General features: G+C 65.5%; 25 protein-coding genes and 1 pseudogene. 13 read left to right on the top strand and 13 right to left on the bottom strand.

The genetic code is table 11. From position 1 onward, the window contains the following. Positions 1-49: 49 nt before the first annotated feature. Positions 50-970 carry an NAD(P)/FAD-dependent oxidoreductase gene (locus ACRXBZ_RS36155; protein ID WP_433882904.1) on the bottom strand — a complete coding sequence of 307 codons (921 nt, stop codon included), beginning with the start codon at positions 968-970 and terminating at the stop codon, positions 50-52. A gap of 72 nt (positions 971-1,042) precedes the next feature. On the opposite strand from ACRXBZ_RS36155, the gene ACRXBZ_RS36150 reads away from it, so the two are divergent. The 4 genes from ACRXBZ_RS36150 to ACRXBZ_RS36135 all read left to right on the top strand — a co-directional run bounded on the left by ACRXBZ_RS36150 (position 1,043) and on the right by ACRXBZ_RS36135 (position 3,984). Continuing rightward, the gene (locus ACRXBZ_RS36150; RefSeq protein ID WP_433882903.1) at positions 1,043-2,122 is read left to right on the top strand and encodes a saccharopine dehydrogenase NADP-binding domain-containing protein; all 1,080 of its coding nucleotides are present in this window, start codon (positions 1,043-1,045) and stop codon (positions 2,120-2,122) included. Positions 2,123-2,279: 157 nt separating this feature from the next. Beyond that, positions 2,280-3,014, top strand: coding sequence for a class I SAM-dependent methyltransferase (locus ACRXBZ_RS36145; protein ID WP_433882902.1), 735 nt, complete (start codon positions 2,280-2,282; stop codon positions 3,012-3,014). Between the two features lie 362 nt (positions 3,015-3,376). Next, entirely contained in the window at positions 3,377-3,520 is a 144-nt protein-coding gene (locus ACRXBZ_RS36140; RefSeq protein ID WP_433882901.1) for a hypothetical protein, read from the top strand. Beyond that, a complete protein-coding gene (locus ACRXBZ_RS36135) occupies positions 3,517-3,984 on the top strand; it encodes a DoxX family protein (RefSeq protein ID WP_433882900.1) in 468 nt (155 codons plus the stop codon). Before ACRXBZ_RS36140 ends, ACRXBZ_RS36135 begins: the two co-directional genes overlap by 4 nt. Before the next feature lie 60 nt (positions 3,985-4,044). Here the strand turns inward: ACRXBZ_RS36135 and ACRXBZ_RS36130 are convergent, their stop codons facing one another. Together ACRXBZ_RS36130 and ACRXBZ_RS36125 are read right to left on the bottom strand one after the other, a co-directional pair. Beyond that, positions 4,045-4,614 (bottom strand): manganese efflux pump MntP, encoded by a 570-nt coding sequence (locus tag ACRXBZ_RS36130; protein ID WP_433882899.1) that lies wholly within the window; start codon positions 4,612-4,614, stop codon positions 4,045-4,047. A 540-nt stretch (positions 4,615-5,154) separates the two neighbouring features. Then, a complete protein-coding gene (locus ACRXBZ_RS36125) occupies positions 5,155-6,426 on the bottom strand; it encodes an ISAs1 family transposase (protein WP_433882898.1) in 1,272 nt (423 codons plus the stop codon). 379 nt (positions 6,427-6,805) lie between these two features. On the opposite strand from ACRXBZ_RS36125, the gene ACRXBZ_RS36120 reads away from it, so the two are divergent. Continuing rightward, a complete protein-coding gene (locus ACRXBZ_RS36120) occupies positions 6,806-8,128 on the top strand; it encodes an MFS transporter (protein WP_433882897.1) in 1,323 nt (440 codons plus the stop codon). Between the two features lie 462 nt (positions 8,129-8,590). On the opposite strand, the gene ACRXBZ_RS36115 is transcribed toward ACRXBZ_RS36120, so the two are convergent. Continuing rightward, positions 8,591-9,082, bottom strand: coding sequence for a TetR/AcrR family transcriptional regulator (locus tag ACRXBZ_RS36115; RefSeq protein ID WP_433882896.1), 492 nt, complete (start codon positions 9,080-9,082; stop codon positions 8,591-8,593). A gap of 123 nt (positions 9,083-9,205) precedes the next feature. Between ACRXBZ_RS36115 and ACRXBZ_RS36110 the strand changes: the two genes are divergently transcribed. Continuing rightward, positions 9,206-9,637 (top strand): hypothetical protein, encoded by a 432-nt coding sequence (locus ACRXBZ_RS36110; RefSeq protein ID WP_433882895.1) that lies wholly within the window; start codon positions 9,206-9,208, stop codon positions 9,635-9,637. A gap of 151 nt (positions 9,638-9,788) precedes the next feature. Here the strand turns inward: ACRXBZ_RS36110 and ACRXBZ_RS36105 are convergent, their stop codons facing one another. Continuing rightward, positions 9,789-11,174: a carbon-nitrogen hydrolase family protein gene (locus tag ACRXBZ_RS36105; protein ID WP_433882894.1), complete on the bottom strand. Its 1,386-nt coding sequence runs from the start codon at positions 11,172-11,174 to the stop codon at positions 9,789-9,791. A gap of 15 nt (positions 11,175-11,189) precedes the next feature. On the opposite strand from ACRXBZ_RS36105, the pseudogene ACRXBZ_RS36100 reads away from it, so the two are divergent. After that, a pseudogene (locus ACRXBZ_RS36100) lies at positions 11,190-11,394 on the top strand (transposase); the annotation flags it as partial. Positions 11,395-11,457: 63 nt separating this feature from the next. On the opposite strand, the gene ACRXBZ_RS36095 reads toward ACRXBZ_RS36100, so the two are convergent. Together ACRXBZ_RS36095 and tnpA are read right to left on the bottom strand one after the other, a co-directional pair. After that, entirely contained in the window at positions 11,458-11,736 is a 279-nt protein-coding gene (locus tag ACRXBZ_RS36095) for a helix-turn-helix domain-containing protein (protein WP_433882893.1), read from the bottom strand. Beyond that, a complete protein-coding gene (gene tnpA / locus ACRXBZ_RS36090) occupies positions 11,733-12,101 on the bottom strand; it encodes an IS200/IS605 family transposase (RefSeq protein ID WP_433882892.1) in 369 nt (122 codons plus the stop codon). Before tnpA ends, ACRXBZ_RS36095 begins: the two co-directional genes overlap by 4 nt. Before the next feature lie 94 nt (positions 12,102-12,195). On the opposite strand from tnpA, the gene ACRXBZ_RS36085 reads away from it, so the two are divergent. Next, positions 12,196-12,819, top strand: a complete 624-nt coding sequence (locus tag ACRXBZ_RS36085; RefSeq protein WP_433882891.1) for an IclR family transcriptional regulator — start codon at positions 12,196-12,198, stop codon at positions 12,817-12,819. Positions 12,820-12,930: 111 nt separating this feature from the next. On the opposite strand, the gene ACRXBZ_RS36080 is transcribed toward ACRXBZ_RS36085, so the two are convergent. After that, complete coding sequence (locus ACRXBZ_RS36080; protein WP_433882890.1) at positions 12,931-13,986, bottom strand: MDR family NADP-dependent oxidoreductase; 1,056 nt, start codon at positions 13,984-13,986, stop codon at positions 12,931-12,933. A gap of 525 nt (positions 13,987-14,511) precedes the next feature. Between ACRXBZ_RS36080 and ACRXBZ_RS36075 the strand changes: the two genes are divergently transcribed. Beyond that, positions 14,512-15,303, top strand: a complete 792-nt coding sequence (locus ACRXBZ_RS36075) for an SAM-dependent methyltransferase (protein ID WP_433882889.1) — start codon at positions 14,512-14,514, stop codon at positions 15,301-15,303. A 243-nt stretch (positions 15,304-15,546) separates the two neighbouring features. Here the strand turns inward: ACRXBZ_RS36075 and ACRXBZ_RS36070 are convergent, their stop codons facing one another. Beyond that, positions 15,547-16,218 carry a type 1 periplasmic-binding domain-containing protein gene (locus ACRXBZ_RS36070; protein WP_433882888.1) on the bottom strand — a complete coding sequence of 224 codons (672 nt, stop codon included), beginning with the start codon at positions 16,216-16,218 and terminating at the stop codon, positions 15,547-15,549. A gap of 173 nt (positions 16,219-16,391) precedes the next feature. Between ACRXBZ_RS36070 and ACRXBZ_RS36065 the strand changes: the two genes are divergently transcribed. The 4 genes from ACRXBZ_RS36065 (at position 16,392) to ACRXBZ_RS36050 (ending at position 19,296) form a co-directional block, all read left to right on the top strand. Then, complete coding sequence (locus tag ACRXBZ_RS36065; RefSeq protein WP_433882887.1) at positions 16,392-17,612, top strand: HupE/UreJ family protein; 1,221 nt, start codon at positions 16,392-16,394, stop codon at positions 17,610-17,612. Positions 17,613-17,734: 122 nt separating this feature from the next. Continuing rightward, complete coding sequence (locus ACRXBZ_RS36060) at positions 17,735-17,866, top strand: hypothetical protein (RefSeq protein ID WP_433882886.1); 132 nt, start codon at positions 17,735-17,737, stop codon at positions 17,864-17,866. Between the two features lie 18 nt (positions 17,867-17,884). After that, the gene (locus ACRXBZ_RS36055) at positions 17,885-18,799 is read left to right on the top strand and encodes a purple acid phosphatase family protein (RefSeq protein WP_433884080.1); all 915 of its coding nucleotides are present in this window, start codon (positions 17,885-17,887) and stop codon (positions 18,797-18,799) included. Beyond that, positions 18,775-19,296 carry a hypothetical protein gene (locus ACRXBZ_RS36050; protein WP_433882885.1) on the top strand — a complete coding sequence of 174 codons (522 nt, stop codon included), beginning with the start codon at positions 18,775-18,777 and terminating at the stop codon, positions 19,294-19,296. Before ACRXBZ_RS36055 ends, ACRXBZ_RS36050 begins: the two co-directional genes overlap by 25 nt. Before the next feature lie 551 nt (positions 19,297-19,847). On the opposite strand, the gene ACRXBZ_RS36045 is transcribed toward ACRXBZ_RS36050, so the two are convergent. From ACRXBZ_RS36045 to ACRXBZ_RS36030, 4 genes are all read right to left on the bottom strand, one after another. Next, positions 19,848-20,879 (bottom strand): glycoside hydrolase family 18 protein, encoded by a 1,032-nt coding sequence (locus ACRXBZ_RS36045; RefSeq protein WP_433882884.1) that lies wholly within the window; start codon positions 20,877-20,879, stop codon positions 19,848-19,850. An 830-nt stretch (positions 20,880-21,709) separates the two neighbouring features. Further along, positions 21,710-22,171, bottom strand: a complete 462-nt coding sequence (locus ACRXBZ_RS36040) for a class I SAM-dependent methyltransferase (protein WP_433882883.1) — start codon at positions 22,169-22,171, stop codon at positions 21,710-21,712. A 1,267-nt stretch (positions 22,172-23,438) separates the two neighbouring features. After that, a complete protein-coding gene (locus tag ACRXBZ_RS36035; protein ID WP_433882882.1) occupies positions 23,439-23,615 on the bottom strand; it encodes a DUF397 domain-containing protein in 177 nt (58 codons plus the stop codon). Next, a complete protein-coding gene (locus ACRXBZ_RS36030) occupies positions 23,584-24,462 on the bottom strand; it encodes a helix-turn-helix domain-containing protein (RefSeq protein ID WP_433882881.1) in 879 nt (292 codons plus the stop codon). Before ACRXBZ_RS36030 ends, ACRXBZ_RS36035 begins: the two co-directional genes overlap by 32 nt. Positions 24,463-24,752: the final 290 nt, after the last annotated feature.

Raw genomic sequence — 24,752 nt, 5'->3', positions numbered from 1 at the left:
AGTGCGCAAGCGGGTTGCAGCCCGCTTGCGCACTCACGACTGTCAAACGTCAGGAATCGGCCAGAGTGGCGCGGAAAAGGCCCTGCTCCAACCAGACGGCCGCTCGGACACCGTCCGCAGCGGCTTGGCTGACCAGGGTCAGCGCGTCCGGCACCGCCGGCACACGTGCCATGTCCCCGGCCGCGAACACCCCTGGAACCGTGGTCGCCTGCAGCTCGTCGACCTGCACGCAGCCGTCCTCCAGGATCGCGCAACCGAGATCGGCGGCGAACGGTGCGCGTTGCCTGGTCGGTGCGCGGTGGAAGATGACCTGCCGCTCCAGCACCGATCCGTCGGCGAAGTGCAGCTGGAGCGCGTCGAGTTCGCCGGTCACTTTCGCCAGCGGCTCGGTGCGCACCTCGAGACCGCGCGCCGTGAGCTTGGCGATCACATCGTCCGGCAACTCGTGCGCTCCATGGGTTACCACGACCACGTCGTCGCTGTAGCGGTCGGCCAAATACAGGCCCAGCATCACCTGCGGGACGTCGCGGCCGAGCACCGCCAGGGTCTTACCGGTGGCCTCCCACCCGTGGCAGAAGGGACAATGGAAGATGCTGCGGCCGAAGCGCTCCGGTACGCCCGGGATGTCGTAGGGCTCGTCGACCTGCCCGGTCGCCAGGATCAGCCGCCGCGCACGTTCCCGGCTTCCGTCGCCGAACTCCACGGTGAAGCCGTCGATGCCGCCGGAAACCGAGGCGACCTGCCCCGACCGCAGCTCGACACCGGGGTAAGCGGCCAGCTCTGCGCGCCCCAGCGACAACAGCTCGTGCGGCGAGAACCCGTCCCGGCTCAGGTACATGTGCATCTCGTCCGCGGGTGCGTTGCGGACCTGGCCGCCATCGGCGACCAGCACCCGGCGGCGCTGCCGTCCCAGCACGAGCGCGGCGCTGAGCCCCGCGGGCCCACCGCCGATCACGATCACGTCGAACACGGTTGCTCCCTCTGGTCCAAAAGTAATGGAAACGATTATCGTTGTAATGAACAGCCTACGGAAGGGGTAACGATGGCCGATCGGCTCATCGCCGTGCTCGGCGGCTACGGCGAAGTCGGCACCACAGCGGTCCGCCGACTCTGCGCGCACGGCTACGACCGGATCCGCGTCGGCGGGCGCAATCCGTCGCGAGGACGCACCCTGTCCGGAGATCTACCCGGAATCGACTTGTCCTACGTAGACATCGGCGAACCGGAGAGCCTCAAGGAGTTCTGCTCCGGCGCACACCTCGTCGTGAACTGCGCCGGCCCCTCGTACCACATCCTCGACACCGTGGCCCGAGCGGCGCTCGAAGCCGGCGCGCACTACGTCGACGTCGCCGGGGACATCCCAGCCCTCCGCGCGCTCGGCCCGACGTTCGGCGACCACGTAGCCGTCTTCTCCGCAGGATTGATGCCAGGCCTGACCGGGCTGCTCCCCCGGCTCATCGCCAGCCCCGGCGATCGGCTGGACATCCACGTCGGCGGCGCCGTGCACATGACACCGGCATCGGCGGCGGACATCCTCCTGGCCCAGGGCCCCGACTTCGGGGAATCGCTGGCCCGATGGCGAAATGGGGCCGTGGCCTCGCGAAGCCTGACCCCGCAGCGCTTTGTGCAGCCGCCCGGCTTTCCCGAGACCGTCGACGCGATGCCCTTCCTGCCAACCGAAAGCGCCCGGCTGGCGGCCGAACTCCGACTCGCCGAACTGCGCTTCTACACGGCCTACGCTTCCCAGGCCATTCCGACCACCTTGGCGATGGCCTGGGCGGACGACCCCGAGTTCCGGAACGACTACATCGAACTGCTGACGCAGGCGGCGAAATCGGACCTGCGCGAGCGCGACCCGTACTACGTGCTCACCGCCTGCATCCCGACCACCACCGGAGCGTCATCGTCGCTGACGCTGCGCACCAGCGACCCGTACCGGCTCAGCGGCGTGGTCGCGGCGTTGACGGCCGACGCCGTCCTCCGGGAGAAGATCGCCCCAGGAGTGCATTTCGCGGACGGCGTGCTGAATCCCGCCGACATCGCCGAAGCGCTCCACCGCGACCCCCTCGTCCAGTCCCTTTCCATCCAGGACCCGACCGGCAGCATCACTGGCAGACCTTAACGATAATGGTTATCATTCCTGTCTGTCTTATGCCCACCTCGCTGACCGCCGGCAGACTGCCCAGCCGGCTGCACTGGGCGCCCGACTTCCAGCGCCGCGCGCGCCAGAACTGACCACACCAGAAGCCCGACACCCGTCTCAGGACACGAGGAGTCCCGTGATCGACCAGTACGCCGAGTCGGCGGAGTTCATCGACATCCTGATCGGCCCGTTCTGGAGCGCCCTCGGTCCCGCACTGGCCGCGGCGGCCCGCGCGACCGACACCACCTCCGGGCCGGTGGTGGACGTCGGTGCAGGCAGCGGCAGCGGAACCCTGGTGCTCGCGGACGCGCTGCCGGACGCCGAGATCTTCGCCGTGGAACCCTCCGCGGGCCTGCGGTCGGCGCTGCTGGCCAGGGTGAACGGACACGACTCGCTGCGCGAGCGGGTGACGGTCCTACCGGAGGGGTTCCTGGACGCTGCCCTGCCCGGCCGGCTGAGCCTGGTGGTCGCGATGAACGTCATCGGCCACTTCTCCCCTCTCGAGCGTCTGGAGATCTGGCGGCTGCTGGCCGAACGCCTCGCGCCGGACGGACGGGCGGTGCTCAACCTCCAACCCCCGGCCGAGCCGGTCGAGGTCCCGGAGGCGGTGGTGGCATCCGAGCGCGTCGGACGTCGGCGCTACGAATGCCGGGCACGGGCAGAACCCGCCGGCGAGGAGATGCTGACCTGGCACATGACGTATCGCACCTACCAGAACGAGCAGATCGTCGATGAGCGCAAGCTGAGCTACGCCTGGCACCTGGTCAGCGAACCGCAGCTGCGCGACGAACTCGCGCCGGCAGGCCTGCGGCTGCACCGCCTGGATCCGGCGGATCTCGGCATGTTCACCATCGGCCGGACGCAGGCTTGATGGCCGCAGTCCGCCCCGGCCCCTACGGGCCCCGCCGGGCAAGGCCGCTGCCCCGCGCGAGTGGCGAGCATGTCGGTGCACAAGCTAATTCCGGGCCTGCAAGGACCTGATGCCCTCGTCCTCGATCTTGTACCGGCTTACGATTCCGGGAGACGATATCGAATTCCGATATCTACGGGGAACGGAAGGGGCCCAGGCCATGAACACCACGCGACACGGCCGGGGGAGCGGCGCGGCTCACCTCCAACCCGCCCGGGCCTTGCGGCGGCTGCACAGCAGTTCGACCGCCTCGTAGTAGCGGAAGCCGATATCGGATTTCTCCATCGAGAGACCGAGCACTAACTGGTGGAAGGCCGTCAGCGGTGCGGGTCTACCGCGCGACCGATGCGGGCCTGGAGGCGTTAGCTGCCGATCGGGCGGCACTGCGGGAGCTGGCACGGGAAGTCCTCGGCTACCACGACCACACCGGAGAACATCGCGACAACCCGGAAGGAGCGCCGTCATGACCACTGCGGTGCGCACGGGATGGTGGACGCGACTGCTCAGCACTGATGCCCCGGCTGCGACGATCCTCATCCGGCTGGTCGTCGGCGGCATCTTCTTGTCCGAGGGGATCCAGAAATTCCTGTTTCCGGCCAAGCTCGGCCCCGGCCGGTTCGCCAACGAAACCCCACTACCAGCGCCGGAATTCTTCGCCTACCTCGACGGGGTGTTTGAGATCGGCTGTGGCGTGCTGCTCATCCTCGGGCTGCTCACCCGGCTGGCGGCCATCCCCATGATCATCGACATGCTCGGTGCGGAGGTCTTCACCAAGTTCCCCCTCCTGGCCCACGGCGGGGTGTGGAGCTACATACACGAGGCACGCCCCGAACTCAGCCAGCTGTTCGGCTCAGTGTTCCTACTGATCGTCGGCGCGGGAGCGTGGTCACTGGACGCCTGGCTGACCGCCCCACGGCACTCTGCCGCCTGACAGCCGATCACCCGCTACCCCGCATCGACGAGTTCGACGGTGTCGATCAGCGCCGGTGCTTCAGTCGCCGGCGGAGAGGCCAAGCACGATCGCCTCGATGACGAGGGCGATGCCGGTCACGATCTCGTAGCGGATGTTGAGTCGCCTGCGAATAAGGCGGAAGGTGGTGCGGCCCAGCACAAGCCCGACGAAGGACATCACGGCGGTGATGGCTCCGAAGAGCACGGCTGGCAGCCACGGGGAGAACCCGAGCAATCCGAGGCTGGCGCCTGCGAGCACATTGTCCACGCTCAGCGGTAGCGGAAGACCGAACAGCACCCACGAGTGCTCTAGCTCCTGCTCGGAGTCGGTCATCGGGTGCCGCCACCCTCGCAGCAGCAGGTACAGGCCATACGCACCGAGCGCGACCGGGCCCACGTAGTCGGCCACGGGCCCGATGGCCTCACCGACGTAATGTCCGAGGAGCAGGCCCACCAGGGGCGCGGCGCCGTCCCAGAACCCGAAGTTCGCCGAAACCAGGATCATCCTGCGCCAACTGAGCCGCAGCGGCCCGAGCAGGACTGCGGTCCGGAAATTGTCCAGGCCGAGGAAGAACCCAAGCGCAACGAGGTTCGCGACCTGTCCGATCATGTCGCCGCCCACACGAAGCACATCCGCTCCCGCGTACGCGCAGCTGTCACCACCTGCCGCATGAACGCTCTCCCTTTCCGATCAGGATGCTCCAGCTCCCAAGGTGCCGTGGCGGACAAGCATCCGCAATCGGTGGCGACGACGGCGGCGAGGCGGGACGAGCAACTGGCGTCTGGGCAGGAAACTGAAAGTGTCGGCAGGCGACGGCAGAATCCGCCGAACCAAGGGTGATGAAACCGGTAGCTCCGCGCCGCCATCAACGCGGCCCTAAAACACGGCCTGCCCAAAGGACTCATCGAGTCCACCAATACAACTCTCGCATCAGATCACCACAAACTTTCCCATAGATCCTCCCGCTCCTGCTCCTGTAGTCAATGACCGATGCCGCCGGATCCGGGTACTGGAGACGACCGCGCAGCCAAACTCTCGCCGCTGAGGTAGGCCGTGCGGCCACTTGCCACACCATCCGGGACTGTAGAAGACTCATCCGTCACCCAGGGCCCCGGCGTTGTTGATCTTTGTCTGGTTTGACCGTTTGTGCTAGATGCCGAAGACGGTGAAAGCGTCGTTGTGGTTGTGGAGGTCGCGTCGTGCGTGGGCAATGTTGGCGCGTCCGGCAAGTCGGAACGTGCTGATCGCCAGGTTGCGCAGGCCGGCCAGGGCGCGGGGTGCGGTGCCGGTCCCGAGTTGGGAAGAGTCTTCGTGGAATGTCACGTCGCGGGTCCAGTGAAGACGGTTTTCGACGGTCCAGTGCTGGCGTTGGTAGTGGTTGAGGTGTTCGGGGCGAGCGAGGCCGGCGGGCAGGCTGGTGACCCCGTGGATGATTTCCTTGCTGGTCCAGATATTGTCGAGGCCGCCGACGTCGCGGCGGATGCGGAAGACTTGGCGAGCTCCGGGAAACAGCGTGTCGTCGGTGGTGGCGGTGCGGATGCCGCGGCGTTCGGTGCGGCCGTGGCCGCAATCGTTCTCGACCGTGCTGCTGGCCGCCCAGTCGGTATCCAGCCCGGCCAGGGCGGTGCGGGCGGCCTTGAGTGCCGACGGCTGATTTCCCTTCAGAATAAGCACATAGTGGGCGCCGAGGTCCTGGGTGATCAGGCGCGCGGTCTTCTTGGTGATATGCAAGGCATCGAGGGTGAACACCATCCCCGCGGCATCCAGCGGTGCCAGTAGCTTCTCGAGTTGACCGCCTTCTCCTTTCTTGTCCGGGACCTGCTGCTGACCCAGGACCACGCCGGTGACGTGCGAGATCACGCCGAGAAGGAAGGTGCGCGTACCGGTAGCGGTCACCGACCCGCGCAGGGCCTTGCCGTCCACCGCCGCGCCGGGCAGCAGCCCAGGCGGGGCGGGATGCTCCCGCTCGCGCTGGGCGGCGCGGCGTTCCTCTCGTTCAACCGGGCCAGGAGTGCGGGACACAACCGGAACCGGGGCACGGCCGCGGACCACATCAACCGCATACCCGCAGGTCGCCGCATCGAAAGCTTCGCCGTCCAGGCCGGCGAGCACGCGGCGGAAGGTGCGTTCACTGGGCACCAGGTACCGGCCCCGCAGCGGGTCCCGCCGGGCACCGATCCGCGCCAGCACCTCCTGCGAGGTGCCGGCCGCCCACTGCCAGATCGCCGTCACCGAGTCGGTGCCCACCACCAGCGTCGCGCACGCCGCCAGGACCAGCACCGCCACCAGGTCATGGCGCCGACCCCGCCGCTTCCTTCGGTCGGGCACCTGCGAAAAGCCTTGCCACCAGCGACGATTCCGGAAACGCCGAATCCAGTGCCCGCCCGCGATCCTGGCGGGCCAGACCAGCCAACTGGTCAAGAACCGGACTGATCGACGACAACGATACTGTGGACACGAGCGCGGCTCCTGACACGATCCTTCGGCGTAAGCACCTGAAAGATCACCAGAGAGCCGCGCTCACCCTTTCACCAGGACCACCAAGACCAAACCGGACCAAACCGGAACTTCCACCCAAAAGATCAAACCGCCGGGGCCCTGATCCGTCACCGGCTTGGCCATGGCCTTATTGGCGGGAAACTATTGGTGGGGAAACTTACTGGCATTGATTTATTAAAGGTCAAAAATTGACTATTGGCCTAGTAAGCTATACCGTCGCCCACTTGTTGGAACACATGCCCTGCAGCCCGTCACATCGATCGGCGCGTCCCCAGCGGGCTTTCCTCAAGGAGGTTCGGACATGACCGACGACGCCCTCGGCGCGCGCGGCCCACGATCGGGGCTGAAGGCGCTCGCCGCGGGAAGCATCGGCAACTTCGTGGAATGGTTCGACTTCGCGATCTACTCGGCGTCCATCCCAATCGTCGCCATGCTCTTCTTCCCACCAGGCAACGATTACGCTGCGTTGCTTTCCGCGTTCGCGCTCTATGGCGTGGCCTTCGTTGCCCGGCCCCTGGGCGGCGTTGTCTGGGGCAATCTGGGCGATCGGCTCGGCCGCCGTAACGTGCTCGCTACCATCGTGCTGCTGATGGGTGCCGCCACGATGGCAATCGGGCTGTTGCCCACCTACGCCACCGTCGGGCTGCTCGCGCCAGCCCTGCTGGCGCTGTGCCGGCTGGTCCAAGGCTTCTCCGGCGGCGGGGAGTTCACCGGTGCGACGTCGTTCATCACCGAGTATGCACCGCCCAACCGGCGCGGACTGTTTTCCGCCATTTCCGCAACCTTCACCACGCTACCGGCCGTCCTTGGCACCCTGACCGTGCTGGGCATGCGGGTGATCATGTCCGAGGCGGCGTTCGTTGAGTGGGGTTGGCGGCTGCCATTCCTAATCGGCGGCCCCCTCGCGATCGTCGGTTTGATCATCCGGTTGCGCATGCACGAGACGCCGGCGTTCCAGGAGGCAGCGGGCAAGCACGAGGTCGAGAGGGCGCCGCTGCGCGTGGCAATGCGGGATCATGGCCGGCAAATCGCGCTGGTGTTCGCCATCGCGTCGCTAAGCGGGCTGGGTGCCTACACGCTGGGCACGTACTTCGTTTCCTACCTCACAGTGACGATCAAGATCAGTCCTACCGCGGCGTTGCTGGCGAACGCCGCCGCGCTCACGGTGACCGTCCCGCTGGTGCCGGCGGCGGGGCTGCTTGGCGACCGGATCGGACGCAAGCCGCTGCTGTTCATCGGCTCGGCAGGGTTCATCGCGCTGAGCGTGCCTGGATACCTACTCGCCGCCCAAGGCAGTCTGTTGACAGCCATCCTCGGTCAGCTCTTCGTCGCGCTGCCGTGGAGCTTCGTGGTCGCCGCCGTCGTAGCGATCCAGATGGAGATCTTCCCGACGCGGGTGCGGTACAGCGCCTCATCAATCGGCTACAACCTGGCTTACATGGTCTTCGGCGGTACGGCGCCCCTGGTCGCCACCTGGCTGGTGTCGGTCACCGGCAGCTCCATCGCGCCAGCGTTCTACCTCATGGTGGTCGCCGCCGCGGTCTTCGTGGTCGCTTTCGCGCTGCCCGAGACATCGCGGCTGTCGCTGCGGACGGGCGCCGAGCGACCCGAGCCGGTGGCGTGAGCCGACCGTTCCGCCGCGTCAGCCTGACGCACGATGCCACCTGGCCGTGGTGTTCGCTTTGGGTCCACTGTGGGCGGTGGGATGAATCGTGAGCGGTTTCAAGCGCTATAGCCCCGAAAAACGCGCACGGGCCACCTCGGAACGCAGCGATCATCACCTTCCTGCCCGCGCCACCACCGAAAACCACCGGGGTCCGGGAGACGGTGAGGTCACGGGCACGCAGCCAACAGAACATGCCTTCGCAGCGCGGGAAGAAAACCGAGCACGTGACCGATCACACGAACGCAGCCCAGGAAACAGCGCCCCGCGACCGCCATGACCACCAGAGCCGATCCCTTCACCTCACACGAATTCAAGCGCAAACCACACCCAACCCGACAACCGCAACGCCGGAAATGCGCCAGGCGACGCGAAGTCCACCACCGCAGCCCGGCTTACCACGCCGTCATCACGTCACCTCGCTTAGCCCGTGCCGTGGAACGCGTCGATGCCTTTGCGCCAGGCGGTGTCGAGATCGGCGTCGGGTGGGAAACGTTGGTTCAGCTCGAGGATGACCATGCCGTGCGCGAAAGCCCAGATGGCCCGTGCTCGTTCGCGGTCACCGCCGGCGGCCTCGAGGACCGGCATTGCGGCCGCCTCCTCGACGCCGGAGGTGAGCAGGTCGCGGCGCAGGGGCCGCTCGGTCATCAGCCGATAGAGGTTCGGTTGGCAGCGCGCGAAGTCGCGGTACGCGACGGTGAGGGCGGCGATCGGGGTGTCGGATCGATGGACGGCCTGCGCGAACAGTTCGGCCTGCTCCTCGAAGCCAACCGAGATCAGCGCCGCCTCCAGTGCCTGCTTGTCGCGGAGGTGCTCGTAGATCGAGGAGGCGCGGATCCCGAGTTGGGTGGCGAGGCGACGCATCGACAGCGCATCGGGACCTTCCCGCTCGAGGAGTTGCCGCGCGGTCTGCACGATCTCCCGGGCTCGCGGGGTGAGCCGGCTCAGTGCGCGGGAAGCCATCCGTCCCGCCTTCCTAGAAGGACCTAACGGTGTTAGGTTAGCACCCTAACGCCGTTAGGGTGAAAGGTAGCGTCGATGCCCGCTCGTGCCCCATCCCGTCACGTCAAGACCGGCACCGGCTCCCCGCGGATCCGTGACCGCGTCGCGCGGGCCCTGCTCGTCCTCGCCGCCGCTGGCGCCGTCGCCGCGGTGGCCGGCGCAGTGGGCGCCGTCGCGGACGCCGGACCGGCCACACGGATGGTCGAGACCCGGCGCATGCTCGGCTTCGGTTTCTTCGCGGGCGTGTTCCTGCTGCTGGTCTACCGCCCCCGGCTCTACGCCGGGATCTGGGAGCTCGCAATCCTCAACAAACTCGCCCTGACCCTGGCCGCCTTGTCCTTCGGCGGCGGGGCCGACGGCGCTGACGCGGCGCTGATCGCCGACGGAGCCGTCACGCTCATCCTGCTGGCCGCGTATGTGCTCAGCCAGGGCTGGACGGCCTGGTCGACCGCAAGGGCCGTGGCGTGACGCAGGGCACGTCATACTCGATCTGACCTCCGACCACCTCGGCCAGTCACTCGATCCGTGGTCACCCCGGTCCGCACCAGGTGTCCGATCCCCACGGCGATTCCCCGCGCCCCCCACCCCGGGTTCGGCCAGCGAATCCGGACACTCGCGACTACTTCCGTGACACGGCGTAGCGGCGGTGCGCGAGTGAAGGCAGCACGGCCCGGGCGTGTTCCAAGCGCTGCCCCGTCACCTCCACCACCGCCACGCCGGGCTGCTCGCCGAGATCGGTGAGTTGCAGGCCCAGCGGGTCGAAGACCGCGCTGCGGCCGATGTTCTTCGGGTTGACCTGTCCCGCGGCCGCGACGTAGCAGGTGTTCTCCACCGCTCGTGCCCGCAGCAGGGTCGTCCAGTGGTCTTCCTTCAAGCTGCCGCGCACCCATGCTGCTGACACCGCGAACAGCTGCGCGCCCCGGTCCACCAAGTCCCTGAAGATCTCCGGGAAGCGCAAGTCGTAGCAGGTGATCAAGCCGACGGTCAGGCCGCCGCAGCGGAACGTGACCGGGTCGGCGTCGGCGGCGATGATGTCCTCGGACTCCCGCATCGCGAAGGCGTCGTAGAGGTGCAGTTTCCGGTAGTGGGCGATCAGCTCGCCCCGCGAAGCCACGATCGAGGTGTTGTACACCCGGCCGTCGCTGCTACCGGACGGTTCGTGCATGCCGACCACGATGGTGAGACCGGTTTCGGTCGACAATTCGCGGATACCGGTGGCGAACGGGCCGTCCAGCGGCTCGGCTTCCGTCCGGATCCGGGCGCGGTCGTCCTCGAAGGTCACCATCGCGGCTTCCGGGCAGATCAGCAGCTCGGCCGCCCCTTCGGCAGCGCGCGCCGCGAAACCGGCTATCTCGGCCAGGTTCGCGCTCTTGTCGGGGCCGGTGGCGGTCTGGGCGACGGCAACACGCATCTCAGCTTCCTTCCCGGTGGTGGCAGGCGACCTGGTGGTCACCGGAGCCGGTGAGCACGGGGCGTTCGGTCGCGCACTGTTCACCACCACGATCCGGCGGAAACCGTGCCGCCGAGACCATGCTCCCCCACGACGGCCCACTCGACGACGCGCACGCCTCGGCTCGTATGTCAGGCCGGCACGCCGGGCCATCATCCGCTGATAGCGGGCCAGCTTCACCGCCGCACGCTTGCCGTGCTCGGCATGCGGAAGATCGTGCGCTTCGGATGTGGTCGTAGCGGTCTCGGTCACACCCCAGTCGATGCCGATCACCTGACCGGTTTCCGGCAACGACCGTACCTCGGTCGCGACCACGAACGAGCAATACCAGTGCCCTTGGGCGTCCTGGTACACACGCACCGACGACGGCGCGCAGGGAACCTCGCGGGACCACACCACCGTGCACACGACGCCACCCGCCAGGTGCAGGCGACCGTCGGTGATCCGGTACCCGCGCAGCGTGTAGTTCAAGCTCGGACGCGCGAGCGCCTTTTTCTTGAACTTCGGCATGCCCGCCCGCTGCCGCATCGGCAACCGGGCCTTGACGTCCTTCAACGCCTTGGCGCGGGGCCCAAGGTCGCGGTGTCGAAACTGGTCAACTCCCTCAAAGGGGGTATCCTCCCGGCTGTTGCGTTAGGAGCACGAAGACCTGCGGTTCGCTTACTGGAGAGGTGTCCGGTTGTGGTCGGGCTCCTACTTTGCCGGGCCGGTCGGAGGCGCACCGATTTCCGTGATGCGCCAGTACATCGAACGGCAAACCCGCCCCGCTGCCTGAGTGGTCGGCTTAAGCACGGAATTGATGCGCTTCCTCCCCGCCCTAAACGACGGGGCATCCGCGCTACGTTTCTTCGGTGAACGCGTTGTCCAGCCGCCGCAGGGTGGCCTGCTGCGACGAGAACGACCAGCGCCCCTGACGTTCGGGGTCGAACGCTCGGATCGCTTTGAGCTGGCCGGACTGGTCGCCGTAGCGGACTCGGGTATGCGAGGGGTGCTGGTAAGCGTCCCGGCGTTCCTGCAACGCGGCGTTGTAGAGCACACGGTGATCGGCCAGCATTTCCCGCAACGCTTGCTGCTGCTTGCTGGTCGGCCGGAGCAAGAACTTGTAGGCGCGCCTCACGTGCGCTCCCACTGGGTTTCGATGTACCGACCTACCGTATCGGCGCTCACCGCACCCACCGACGCCGCGAAATACGACGAGGACCACAACGTGAGCAGGCGCGACCGCAGGAGCGGGAACTCTTCCCGCAACACACGGGATGTGAAGCCTTTGAACTGGTTCGCCACGTACGATGCCGACGATTTGGGGTCGTGCTTGACGAACAGGTGCACGTGGTCCGGCATCACTTCCAGTGCCACGATTGCCCACCCCCGCTCGTCGGCCTTCACGCGGATCAGTTCTTCCAGTCGTGCCGCAACCCGACCACCAAGGACCGAGCGGCGGTACTTCGGGCACCACACCACGTGCAGCCCAAGGTCGTACACGCCACCGGAAACCGGCGAACCTTCCTAGTCACAGACACACCGCAAGTATACAAACGACACATGTATAACGAAGGGAGGAGGCGAGAAAGACCCAATGCTTGCGAAACGTAGCGGCGATTCACCCGCAGCAAAAGCAGCGGGTCCCCTCGCCGAAAACTGGTGGACCCTGCTGGTGCTGGCTTCCAGCGCGGGAGACACGGCGCTGCTGCGCGCTGCCCGCCCCGCGCTCCGCGGAATCGTGGCACGCACCGGCGAGGTGGCGTTGCTGTCCGTGCAACGGGGAAACCGATCGTTCACCGTCCTGCGCGAGGAATCCACCCAATCCCTTCGAGCCGGCGGCTGGGTGGGACGGAGCTCCCCAATGCACTGCACAGCATCCGGACGGGCGCTGCTGTTCGACTCCGGCGACGAACTGGTCGAAGCACTCACCGAAGAGGACCTCCGAATGCCGATCTTCGCCCCAGCGGCGCCTCGTACCCTCGACGAACTTCTGGAGCGACTGCACGCCGAGCGCTCCATGGGCTACGCGATGGCCAGCGAGGAAGTGGAGATCGGCCTGACGTCGGTCGGCGTCCCGATCCGCGACCACACGGGTGAGCTGACCGCCGTCATCAACATCTCCGGTCCCACATCACGCCTGATCGGCAGAATCGACGAATCGGTCCGCCGACTCCGGGTCGCGGCCACGGCGATCGAGAATGCGCTGAAACAGCCATAGGGAAAGTAAGCCGGGTCGCCCGCCAGGCCAAGCGACTGAAACACCGCCCAGGATCCGGCGCCCGGAACGCCCCTCGAAAGATGAGGAAGCGCCGGGCGAGCCGCATCAGCATCACACCCGCACGAGCACCTTCCCGCGATTGGCCTCGCGCTCCAGGTAGAGGCTGCGGTATGCCGCCGGAATGGCATCGAAGCCGTCGTAGATGGTCTGGTCGTAGGTGATCTCGCCGCGCCGGATCATGCCGCCGAGGTCTTTCTCCAGTGCGTTCCAGTTGTCCTCGGTGAACCACTCCAGGGCGTAGATGCCGCGGATGGTGGTGCGCGGGTACATGACGTAGGGCAGCAGGCGAGGACCGGTGTCCTCCTCCCCGACCTGGCTCTCCCACTGCCAGCACACCGCCACCTGGCTTTGCACGTTGAGCATCCGGAACACCACGTCGGTGATGGTGCCGCCCATGTTGTCGAAGTACTTGTCCACGCCGTCTGGCGCCGCCTTCTCGAGTGCTTCGCGCACCGCGTCGGCGGCGTCGCCGTACCGGTAGTGGATCACCTCGTCGAAACCGAGACCAGTCAGGTACTCCGCCTTCCCGGCGGAGCCGGTGGTCCCGACAACCCGGGCGCCCGCTCGCATGGACAGCTGGCCGACCAGGGTGCCGATCGCGCCGGAAGCAGCGCTGATCACCACCGTGTCACCGGGGCGGACCGTCAGGAACTTGGTCATCGTGCCCCACGCGGTCAAGCCCGCACCGCCCATGACGCCCAAGGCCGTCGGGAGTGGAAGCGCATCGTCGAAGTGCTGCGGGTTCAGCTTGCGGAAGGCCGGGAAGACCATCGGGAACGGACCGGTGTTCCACGGCATCTCGGCACCGGTGCTCACGAGGTGGGTGCGCCAGCCGCCCCAACCCTGCACGAGGTCGCCGACCGCGAACGCCGCTCGCGGCCCGGCCTCGATCACCTCCATGATCGAGTCGCCTCCCGCGTGCGTACCGACCGGAGTGGCCAGGGTGATGCCGTGCAGGAAGAGGTCGACGGAGACGTACCTCGTCCGGAGCAGCATCTCGTCGTCGGCGAGGTCGACGACGAGGTCCTCGACCACCTTCTGATACATCCGGTCGACATCGGGCACGCCATCGACGTGCTCCCGCACGATCCACTTCTCGACCTTCACTTTATGCTCCTCGTTTCATCATGGAATGGAAGTGCCTTGGTGCTGGAACGGAAACGGAGTGGTGGAAGCCGCTCCTGCCACCGCATCGGTGAGGGGCCTCGGCACGGCTCGTTCGGACGTGGATATGCGGAAACCCGTATCTGACAGGGGGAACACGGCCGAGCCCAGGCCTCGTCCACTGCCCTGGGCCGCGCGACAATGGAACTGTCGACGATCACTGCGATCAGGAGCGGTCGACCTCCCCAGACAGATCGTTGCTTTCGGCCTCAGACACCGACCTTAGGTGGCTGCACCATTTCAGACCACCGGAGATCACGCAATGCACCCGCCCAGGCAACGCGCAGCAGTGCTCGCGAAAAGCACGCGACAGTCCGGAGACACGCAGCGAGCGATTGGTACGCCGGATTTTGGCGTGCTGCCCCAACAGATGCAGGTGGTCTGGGAACGCTGGTGGTGACGGAAAGCCGTTTGGGGTGTCACGCTAAGGTACGGGCGGAGGCCCCGTGACGAGGAACGGAGTACCTGGTGGCTGATAGCGCTGACATCGACTACACCGCACCGTCATCGCCGCGGATCTGGAACTACTGGCAGGGCGGGAAGGATTACTACGCCGTCGACCGGGCTGCGGGGGACGAGTGGATTGCTATCCAGCCGGAGATCGTGCAGATCGCCAAGGAATCTCGGCAGTTTTTGATGAGGGCGGTGCACTATCTTGCAGCTGAAGCCGGTGTCCGTCAGTTCCTCGATATCGGGACGGGGCTGCCGACGCTGCAGAACACCCACGAGGTGGCCCAGGCGGTCGCGCCGGAGTCGAAGGTCGTCTACGTCGACAATGACCCGCTGGTGCTGACGCACGCCCGAGCGTTGCTGACCAACACCACTGACGCGGGCGTGACCGCCTTCGTCGACGCCGACTACCACGAGCCCGAGGTGATCGTTTCGGATGCCCGATCCACGCTGAACTTCACACAGCCGATCGCGGTGATGTTCATGGGCGTACTCGGACATGTCCCCGATTACGAGGAGGCGTTGTCGATTACGCGCCAGGTGATGGCAGCGGTTCCGTCCGGCAGCTACTTGGTGTTGTGGGAGAACACCAACGTCAGTGAGACGGCGCGCAAAGCGGCTGAGGAGTACGCGAACAGCGGCGCGATCCCGTACCGGCTGTGCTCGGTGGAGCAGGTGGCGAAGTTCTTCGACGGGCTGGAGCTGGCCGGGCCTGGTCTGACCCCGATCAACCACTGGCGGCCTGGCGCTGCCCAGACCGACGCGGGAGAGCCGTTGGACGCCTACGGCGCGATAGGCCGCAAGCCGTAGTGGCGTGGTATCGCCTGCCGGTGAGCCGACCGTTTCCTGGCGGCAGGGCGTATTCTCTCGATGCCTGATGCAGGAAGGATCGTGGCTTTAAGCCGAGAATTATGGTCCGCCGTTGACCATCTGAAGCCGTGCCCTGGCTGTGCGAGCGGAATGTGCACCGCAGGAGCGGGTCCGGCTAGCAATGCGGACACCAACCTCAGATCGCCGACCACGGCAACGCGTTCTTCGCCGTGGAGCGAGGCGTTAGTCGAGCCGGATCACGATGCCGGTCAGACCGTTCAGCACGCTGGCGACTCCTGCCCTGACGGCGGCTGCGGCGCGTTCGGGCGTGATCGAGGCGGGATCGTACGTCGAGGACATGCCGAGACCCTCGCCGCGGAATGACGCGCCGGTCCAGTTGGCTGCGGTGACGTTCGCCGTGGGCTCGGCCAACTCGGCGCCGAGCACGAGGAACTGCTGGTCGAGATGGCTGGCCGTGACCACGGCGAGGGGATCGACGAGGTCGTTGCCGGCGCTGATGACGAGGTCGGGTCCCAGGTCGATGGCTTCGACGATGTGCTCGATGAGCTGGCCGGGCTCGTCGGCCGTGACAATCTTGAGGCTGATCTGCTCCTCCTCGGCCCACTGTGTCACGGCGGTCACCAGAGTCCTGGTCTGGGGGTCGTTTCCCGCGGTGAGCAGCACCACGCGGTAACCAGGCGACGGACGGACCCCGGCCCAGGAGCCGGGGCTGGGCGTGATCGTCGCCTCCGGGGTGGGCGGCGCGGCGGGGTTGACGAACCCGGGGCCGAGGGTGCCGACCGGGCTGGGCTTGGCGTGCGGCTGAGACCAGTCGTCGGGCGAGCCGCATCCGCTGACCAGTACGGCGATCGCGGCCGCCGAGGTGATGCCGGCGGCCAGAAGTCGCGAGCGCAAGCGGATCATCCTCCCAGGCGGGCGAGAAGGTCGTCTCCTTCCTACCCGATCGACGGGGATTTCCGATGCGCGGCCTTTCTCCTTCGAAATGCGGTCGCCGTTTGTTCGCTCGTGGTCTGCCGCTCGTTCGCTTGCCCCGAGCAGTCTGCGGTCGACCGCAGAAAGAGGAGTTCATGCCAGACCTTCCCCGACGTCGTTTCCGCGCCATCGTCGCCGCCGCTGCCGTGGCCGTGGCCGTCGTACTGAATGCGGCACCCGCTCTCGCACACGGCTTCTCCTCGACTGGTTACGTCGACGTCACCTCGCCCGAATCGGGGCATGTCCGGGCTGAGCTCGGACTGGAATACGACCTGCTCGTCGTCTCGGTTGCCGACTACGAGCGCAACGATCCGCTCTTCCGGCAAGGCAACGCGGCATTCGAGGTCCGGGACTCGGCAGCGCAGGCCGCCGCGCTCGACACCCACGCCGGCTCGGTCGTCAAGTACGTGACCGGCCGCTTCGGCGTCACAGTCCGGGGGCAGGCGTGCACCTCGACGCAGGATGGCCACTTCGCGATCGAAGAACGCGACGGCGTGCCATACGCGCGGCTGGTTCTCGACTACCGGTGTGCGGCCGCAGATTCGCACGAGGTGCACAGCGGGCTCTTCCCGGATTCCGAGGGCTATGTGCGCGATACCAAGACGATCGTCACCTACGACCTCGACCTGACCTCCGGCAGCGCCGCGCTCGATGCGAGGCAGCCGTCGTTTTCCACGCAGCAGTCCTGGGCCGAGCGGTTCTGGGAGTTCTTTCAGCTCGGGGCGGAGCATCTGCTCACCGGGCTCGACCACGTCCTGTTCCTGCTGGCGCTCATCGCGGGCTCACGCCGCCTGCGCGAAATCGTTCTGGCGGCAACGACATTCACCCTCGCCCACGCGGTGACCTTCATCCTCGCCGCACTCGGCCTCGTGCGGGTGCCTGCGTCGTTTGTGGAGCCCGCCATCGCGCTCTCGATTGCGGTCGTCGCGGCTTGGCCGCTCTGGCGGCTATGGCGCCGCGGGTCGCACGCCACCGATCTCGAGGCGGCCGAGTCCGGTCGCCTCAACAGGCTCTTGGATCGTGCCGGCTGGGCTCGGCTTGCGGTGGTCTTCTGCTTCGGCCTCGTGCACGGACTCGGGTTCGCCGAGGCGCTGGGTATCGACGAGGCCTGGTCGTGGACGCTGCTCTGGTCGTTGCTCGTGTTCAACCTCGGCATCGAGGTCGTGCAGTTGGCGATCATCGCGGTTGTCTTCCCGCTGCTCGCCCTGCTGCGCCACCGCGTCCCGGTCGCGCGGCGATGGACGACCGGGGTCATCTCGGCCGGCGTCTCGGTGATGGGCGTGGCGTGGTTCGTGCAGCGAATTTTCGGACTCTGACGCACTAGCTCTTCCGGCTCGTGCAACGGGTCCGTCCGTCCACGTTCACCTGGACGACGTCAACAGCGGAAACGCTACGAACCGGTCTTCTCACCCTTAAGACCGGAACGGATGCAAATTCAATGAAGACAATCAAATCCAGCGATGCCGCGGGGCTTGTCCGACGCCGCGTCGTTCGCGGTGTCACGGCGGCGGCCGTGGGCGTCGTCGTGGCGTTCGGCACCGGTCCGATGAGCGCAGCCTTCGCCGACTAGCCCGCGACGCTCACCGGCATCATCCTCGGTGTCGGCGCCAAGGAATCCCAACGCGTCGTGAGCTGGTACTCCTCGACCGACACTGCGCAGGTCGTGCAGGTCGCCCCGACCGACAAGCTCATCGACGGCCAGTTCCCGAAGAACGCCGTGACCTTCCCGGCGACCGTCGCCGCGAACAGCGTCAACGGCGGCTTCAACGGTCACGCGACGATCGACGGCCTGAAGAAGGACACCGCGTACTCCTACCGCGTCGGTGCCGGGGACAGCTGGTCTCCGACGTACTCCTTCAAGACCCAGGACTTCAAGGGCGACTTCGACTTCCTGTTCTTCGGCGACCCGCAGATCGGCTCGTCCGGCAACGTGGCGAAGGACGGCGAAGGGTGGAAGGACACCCTGGACGTCGCCCTGACCGCGACCCCGAACGCGGAGCTGCTGGTCTCCGGCGGCGACCAGGTCGAGACCGCCAACACCGAGCCGCAGTGGGACGCGTTCCTGGCGCCCGACAAGCTGCGCCAGTACCCGTGGGCCGCAACCATCGGTAACCACGACGTCGGCGGCAAGGCCTACGAGCAGCACTTCTGGACCCCGAACACCGATCGTTCGGCGTCGTACTACAAGGGCAGCCCCGACACCCAGTCCGGCGGCGACTACTGGTACATCTACAAGGACGTGCTGTTCATCGACATCAACAGCAACGCCTACGCCAACGGCGCTGACGAGGCGCACCTCGGCTACATCACCGACGTGATCAACCAGCAGGGCGGCAAGGCGAAGTACACGGTGCTGGTCTACCACCACTCGATCTACTCGCCGGCCAGCCACGCGAACGACACCGACAACAAACCGGCCAGTCCGCCGAGGTGCCGTTCACCGTCACCGTTCCGGAAAACGCCACGGCCGGCGACCACATGGGCGGCATCGTCACCTCGCTGACGCAGGGTGGTGTGGAGCGACGTGTCGGCATCCGGATTCAGCTGCGCGTAGGTGGCGGGCTCAAGCCGGGCCTGTTGGTCGAGGGTCTGGGCGTGCACTACTCGGGCACGCCCAACCCGTTCGGCAAGGGTGACGCCACCACCACCTACACGATCCGCAACACCGGCAACGTCATCCTCTCGGCCCGGCAAGCGGTATCCCTTTCCGGCCCCTTCGGGACATGGTCCGTTCCCTCCGGGCAGATCGACGATTCGCCCCGGCTGCTCCCAGGCGAAACGTGGCAGGTTTCCGTGCCGTTCCGCGGCGTGGTTTCTGCGCTGCAACTGACCGGGACGGTCACCCTCGTCCCGCTGCTCACTGACGCGGCAGGCTCGACAGCCCCGCTCCCCGCCGTCGAGAACACGACGCAGGCGTGGGCCATTCCTTGGGGCCTTTTCCTGCTCATCGCCGTCATGTGCGTGCTCGTTGTCGCGGTTCTTGCTTTCCGGCGACGGTGATCGAGCGAGTCGGGTAATACGCCGGGGATCATGAAACGCGCCCTCTGATCAGCCGAAACTCTGATGTTGATCATGTTAAGAGGGAAACTCAGGCTAGTAAGAGGTCGACTGCCCGGAGGGCGAGTTCTTCCAGAACGAGACCGACCGCGGTGATCGGCGGGTTGTTGGCGTGCGGGCACACAGGATTCGTACTGTCCGGCAGGGGCGCAGATTGGTGCGCGTTCGGCGCGGCCTGAGGTTCCCCCGGGGTAGTGGACACCACGTTGGCACCGCAACCGACCGCACCAGGGCCGAGATCTTCATTTCGGCTTGGCCCCCAATCAGTTGGCGGGCTAAAGAAACGACGTCTTGAGTTGCACGCCGTGGTATTTGAGGGCACGCCGAAGGCGCCACCCGACCACCACCACACCACCAGCACGATTGTCGTGAGCGGTTTCGAGCGCTATAGCCCCGAAAATCACGCACGGGCCACCTCGGAACGCAACAATCACCACCACCCACACCCCAAGAAGACCCCTAACTAGCAGGCGGTGGGTCCTCGACGCCGACCTTCATCGCGGTGTCCGTTGGGCGAACTGCGCGGTTAACCTGGTGAAGTCCCAGTGGTGCTGCGGCACGCTACTGCAGGTGCCCAAAGTCTTTCCGTTGTCGGGCGGTGTGCATGGGCGGTCTCGGTTGAGCGACCAGAACGTGTACCGGGACATGCCGTGGCTGATCGAATAGTCCAGCAGCGTCTGGAAATCGGCTTGGGTGTAGTACTCGCCAAAGTCCGAGCGCCCATTCATCAGCGACGCGCCCTCATGAGCGAACGCGGTCGCTCTGTCCCAGCCGAATGTGCTCATCAGGACTCCGTGAAACGCCTCGATCGCGGAGATTTGACTGCTGACGTCAGGGAAACCGTTGAACGGCATGATCGAGTAGTTGTCCGGCGTGAAGTTCAAGGACTTCGCCGTGTTCAGCAGGTTCTGCCCCTGCGGTGTCGTTCCGCTGGGTGTGGCCACGGTGGTGACTGATATGTACAGGCCAGGGTTGTTCCGCTGCAGGATCTGCGCCGCTCCCACTTCCTTCTTCGTGGCGACGGGGTCCGAGTACTCCGGCTCTTCGAGGTTGAAATCGATCGCCCGGAGAGCGTACTTGTCGATCACTTGCTGGTAAGCGCTGGCCGTATCCTCCGCGCTGCCGCAGGTTTGGCCCAAGTTCGTGCCGCCGTAGCCGCCGATCGAAACGGAAACGTCACCGCCGGCCAAGCGCACACCGTTAATGATTCGAGCGACGGCGGTGTCCGCGGCTACCGGGACCGCTCCATCCCAGGTTGGCGTACAGCCTCCACCGCCCCTAGGAGACTGAATGAACGTCAGCTGGAAGGTCTTCTGCCCTGTCGCCGCCATCACCTTCGGCAGAGCCGGCGGATTGCCGTACAGCGGCGTCACATACGGCGCCGCCCCATACCAGTTGCCCGATAACGTCGGCGGTGCGATGGTCAGCGGGTTCGCAGGAGCAGCGCTACTGGGCATCGTCCACGATGCTGTTGCAATTCCGACGAAAACCGCCACCGCGGTGGCGAACGCGGGAAATTTGGGCACATGTCCTCCTCATCGGACGGCGTTGTGGCCACGAGGCGTAAGACCCAACGACGAGAACACTCCCGGCGCATCTCGACCTTGTGGAACTCCGGCAGGTCGTGCCAGGGATCAGGGCGTCTCGATGAGCGCCGAACTCAACGCCATCAACGCCAGCAAGCCGAGTCCCGACGCCTCGCTCGTCGCTGTCGAGATGCTCGCACCCATTCCTCGCGGATCTAGGTTTTCATCGGGTGCACTACGGGATTCGAATCGCTGTTCCTTGGCAAGCTCACGCACTGAGAGTAAGGCGAACGGCTGATGACACCCAAGACATCAATACCTACTCTGCACCTGTAACCACGAGAGCTTGCACCTTCTTCTCGGTTCGCCCGCATCCGAGATGGTTGGTTGCAAGCTGTTCCGCGGAAGACGTCACCGGGCGGGCACACCTGATCGACTGGGCGTGGCTCAGCGCCGGGTGCGTCGACTCGTGCGTGCTGGTGTACAGGTTGATCGCCGACGGGCGATCCGGCCTCTGAAGGCTACGAGTTCGACGACGACGATTCTCCGCCAGGTTCCGGGCTGCCCGTGGACCGGTTTACCGAGGTGCTCGTCGCAAAATCCACACCGAAACACAAAAGAGCCCGGAACTGCGCTTTCGCGCCGTCCAGCGGGCCCTTTCGGGACGACAGGATTTGAACCTGCGACCCCCATCGAGTCCTTTAAGGACAGCCATTTGTGAAAGCCGGAATATTCCCTCCGGTAAATTCAGGCGAAGCGGCGGACTGCGGCAACAGGGAAAGAGGTGGCCTCGGCGGTCAGCGGCGGCGGCACGATCCGGTGCACGGACGTCAACCGGCGGATTTCTTCGCTGTGAGCACGAGCAGGATCGGCTTGCCCACGAGCCAGGACGACCACGGCACCTCGGCGACCATCCGGTCATCGCCGACGAACTCGTGGCGTTGCACCGCGGTGAAACCCGACTCCGCAAGCCAGCCCTCGTAGTCGTCGACGGTGTAGGGGTGGGCCACCAGCTTGTAGGCCCTGCCGTCGTACTCGAACTGCGCCGACATCCCTGTCGCCGCCATCATCGGGTGGAAGACGGAGAACACCAGCCGACCGCCGGGGCGCAGCACCCGGTGGAATTCGGCGGTCGCGCGGCCGGGATGGTCCAGGTGTTCGCCGAGCAGCGCACAGTAACGCCGCGTCCCGCTGCCCGCGCACGGTGATAAAGCCAGGGCGTGTGCAAGGTTGATCTGAGGGTCGTCGCCTTCTGACGGCAAAACGATGCGGGCCGCGGTCAGCGGTCCCACCGGGGAAGGCCGGCATGCCCCCGAACACACGTGGTGGCTGCGATGAACTCCCGTGGCGACGTTCTCGGCCTCCACCTCGGTGGAGGCCGGTGATGAGAACGCCGCAGCCCGCGGATCTGCCGGCTCGGTTGGGCCGAAAAGCGTTGGAGAAAGTGGTGATCACCGCCGATGCCGAACGCACCGGCGCCTCCTTCGTCTCCGGGGTGGAGAAGGTGGGGGCGTGCTGGCTGCTCCCAGTCAAAGGCGACCGGTCTGGCCTACACCAACAGCTGAAAACCCTGCCCTGGACCCGAGTCAGCCTCGGCGGACACAACCCCGCAAGTTCCATTGAAGTCGAACCTTCGATTTCAATGGAACTTGCGGAACGTCGGCGTGTCGCACCCCGACACGCCGATGCCTGTGGACAACCTCCGCAATTTCAATGGAAATCGTGGGCGGGCGCGGGCACGGGCACGCCGGGACCCGCAGCCCGCAGCCCGCAGCCTGGAAGATCCTTGTTCTGGACGAAAACCTGCGAACCGAACTGCTCGGGGCCCGGCAGGCCATCCGTATACGGCGCTGGCGCCGCCCGGACTGCAAAGCCGCCGGTATCGAAACTCGACTACCTGACCGCCCTGCCATCCACCTGATCACCCTGCCACCCACCTCCACTAGCCCCGCTGAGCCGGCAGAACTGGTTCAAGGGCATTGGGGCACAACAAATCGCCTTCACCTGGTGCGTGACATGGCCTTCGACGAAGACCACCACCACCGGGCACCCGCAACGCACCCCAAAACCTCGCGGTAGCCAGCATCCGGCCCGCGCTCCGCGCCGGCAACCACACCCGAACGACTCCCGGACCTACTACCCGAAACGACTAAAACCGGACAGGTCAACCTTGCCCGCGCACGGTGATGAAGCCGTGCTGTTCCCGCCTGTCGGAGAAGTCCGACGGCAGGCGATCAGTTTCTCGGTGGCCTTCAGCGAAGGCGACACGGACTACCTGTGCGTAATAGGGTTCGACTAGGAGCGCGCACCGCACGTCGGCGAAAATTTCGAACTGCTCTGCTACCAGCCCACACGCGAGGCATATGCGCGCGGAGCCAAGGCGTTACACCTCGGATCGGGTTCCTCCCGCTCGAACCAGCGATCGGTGTGCAACCAATGCAGTTTCGACGTTGTTGAGCGCGCATACTCGACACGGCGAGGCATAGTCGAGGGTCATCGAAGATACAAGGCAGAAATTAACTATGACGCCCCGGTGCCACGCACCGGGGCCTCATACATTCAGCGGTCGAAACGACCCTGCTGCACCGCACGAACGAACGTCGACACGTCGACAGCCAACGTCGGCCCGTGAGGGTCCTTAGAGTCTCGAATTTCGTCTAACGTGGTGGCCAGTTCGACGCAATCACCGTTAGGCCCAGAATAACTAGACTTGATCCAGTGGATTTGTTTCTCCATTTTCACTCCATTCATCCACAATAAGTCGCGCGATGAATTCGTTTGAATCACGCGCACTCAAGGCAAAGCTTGCCAACCTTTTTATTGCGTTTCGATACGCCTTTACGTCGTCCTCATTTTGATCGAACGCACCCGAACTGTAGTGCTCAAAATGCACAACGGAAGGCGAATCGGCAAAGTCATATAGGACAAAAGGACCCATCAGGCCGGGATGCCATCCGACCCGCTGCGGAACTATCCTTATTACAACGTTTGACCGTTCCGCGATGGTGAGCAAGTGGCGTAGTTGGTCCACCATGACCGTGGGGTCACCAATCGGTTCGCGCAATGCAGTTTCGGCAACCAGGGCCTTAAACATCACAGGGTCACGTTTGGTGAGAATTTCGCGCCTGGAAAGTTTGACCATGACGCGTGATTCAACTTCGTGTGTTTCCAGTCCGCTCGCTACCGCGATTGACCGCGCATAGTCTGTAGTTTGCAGCAATCCAGGTACGACGCAAGGATTCCACGCGGTAATCAATGACGCTGCGCGTTCACACTCCCATGCCCCGGCTAGTTGATGCGGTATCCCTGGAATGCCGACAGTCAGCCAATTTGGTTCGCTTACGTTGCGAGCTAGGGCGAGAATTTTTTCGCGGTCAGTCGCCGATAGGCGAAGCGCGCCGATAATCGTCGCTGTAGTTTCTACATTTGGAACGCGCTTGCCGGTTTCCAGGTTCGACAGATACGAGTAGTTCAGTGATACGCGTTTCGCTAGGTCACGCAAGCTCAATCCTCGATCTTCGCGTGCTTTACGCAAAGCTGCTGATAGTGCACGTGCGCGCGGCGATCCTATCGCTGTAGCCATGCGATGCATCCTTCGTGTCATTCCGGCGTATCACCCGTTTAGGGTATTGCCGTTGTCATTCTGGAGACTCCCAACCTGTTACCTGATCATCCGGTCTGTTCATGCACAGCGTACTTGTCAGGTCAACACACGTGGGAGGCACTATGCCAAGTCACGGCGGCGTTTCTGGTCCACCTGGTCCGCCCGACCAGACGCACGAGGGTAGCGACGTTCGGTGGTTCCGTTACAGAGAGGGCGTCGTGCGTGAGTCGAAACGTGTCCTGCACTGCGCGGAAGAATTTAGGGATGGC

The organism is Saccharopolyspora hattusasensis (assembly GCF_050972075.1).
Lineage (GTDB): Bacteria > Actinomycetota > Actinomycetes > Mycobacteriales > Pseudonocardiaceae > Saccharopolyspora > Saccharopolyspora hattusasensis.
This window is presented reverse-complemented; position numbering and strand designations above follow the sequence as displayed.

Bases quoted from the DNA above. Each gene is read 5' to 3' on its own strand.
- ACRXBZ_RS36150 (WP_433882903.1), top strand. From the start codon at position 1,043: ATGGCCGATCGGCTCATCGCCGTGCTCGGCGGCTACGGCGAAGTCGGC.
- ACRXBZ_RS36135 (WP_433882900.1), top strand. From the start codon at position 3,517: ATGACCACTGCGGTGCGCACGGGATGGTGGACGCGACTGCTCAGCACT.
- ACRXBZ_RS36130 (WP_433882899.1), bottom strand. From the start codon at position 4,614: ATGATCGGACAGGTCGCGAACCTCGTTGCGCTTGGGTTCTTCCTCGGC.
- ACRXBZ_RS36120 (WP_433882897.1), top strand. From the start codon at position 6,806: ATGACCGACGACGCCCTCGGCGCGCGCGGCCCACGATCGGGGCTGAAG.
- ACRXBZ_RS36110 (WP_433882895.1), top strand. From the start codon at position 9,206: ATGCCCGCTCGTGCCCCATCCCGTCACGTCAAGACCGGCACCGGCTCC.
- ACRXBZ_RS36085 (WP_433882891.1), top strand. From the start codon at position 12,196: ATGCTTGCGAAACGTAGCGGCGATTCACCCGCAGCAAAAGCAGCGGGT.
- ACRXBZ_RS36065 (WP_433882887.1), top strand. From the start codon at position 16,392: ATGCCAGACCTTCCCCGACGTCGTTTCCGCGCCATCGTCGCCGCCGCT.
- ACRXBZ_RS36060 (WP_433882886.1), top strand. From the start codon at position 17,735: ATGAAGACAATCAAATCCAGCGATGCCGCGGGGCTTGTCCGACGCCGC.
- ACRXBZ_RS36050 (WP_433882885.1), top strand. From the start codon at position 18,775: ATGGGCGGCATCGTCACCTCGCTGACGCAGGGTGGTGTGGAGCGACGT.
- ACRXBZ_RS36035 (WP_433882882.1), bottom strand. From the start codon at position 23,615: ATGGAGAAACAAATCCACTGGATCAAGTCTAGTTATTCTGGGCCTAAC.
- ACRXBZ_RS36030 (WP_433882881.1), bottom strand. From the start codon at position 24,462: ATGGCTACAGCGATAGGATCGCCGCGCGCACGTGCACTATCAGCAGCT.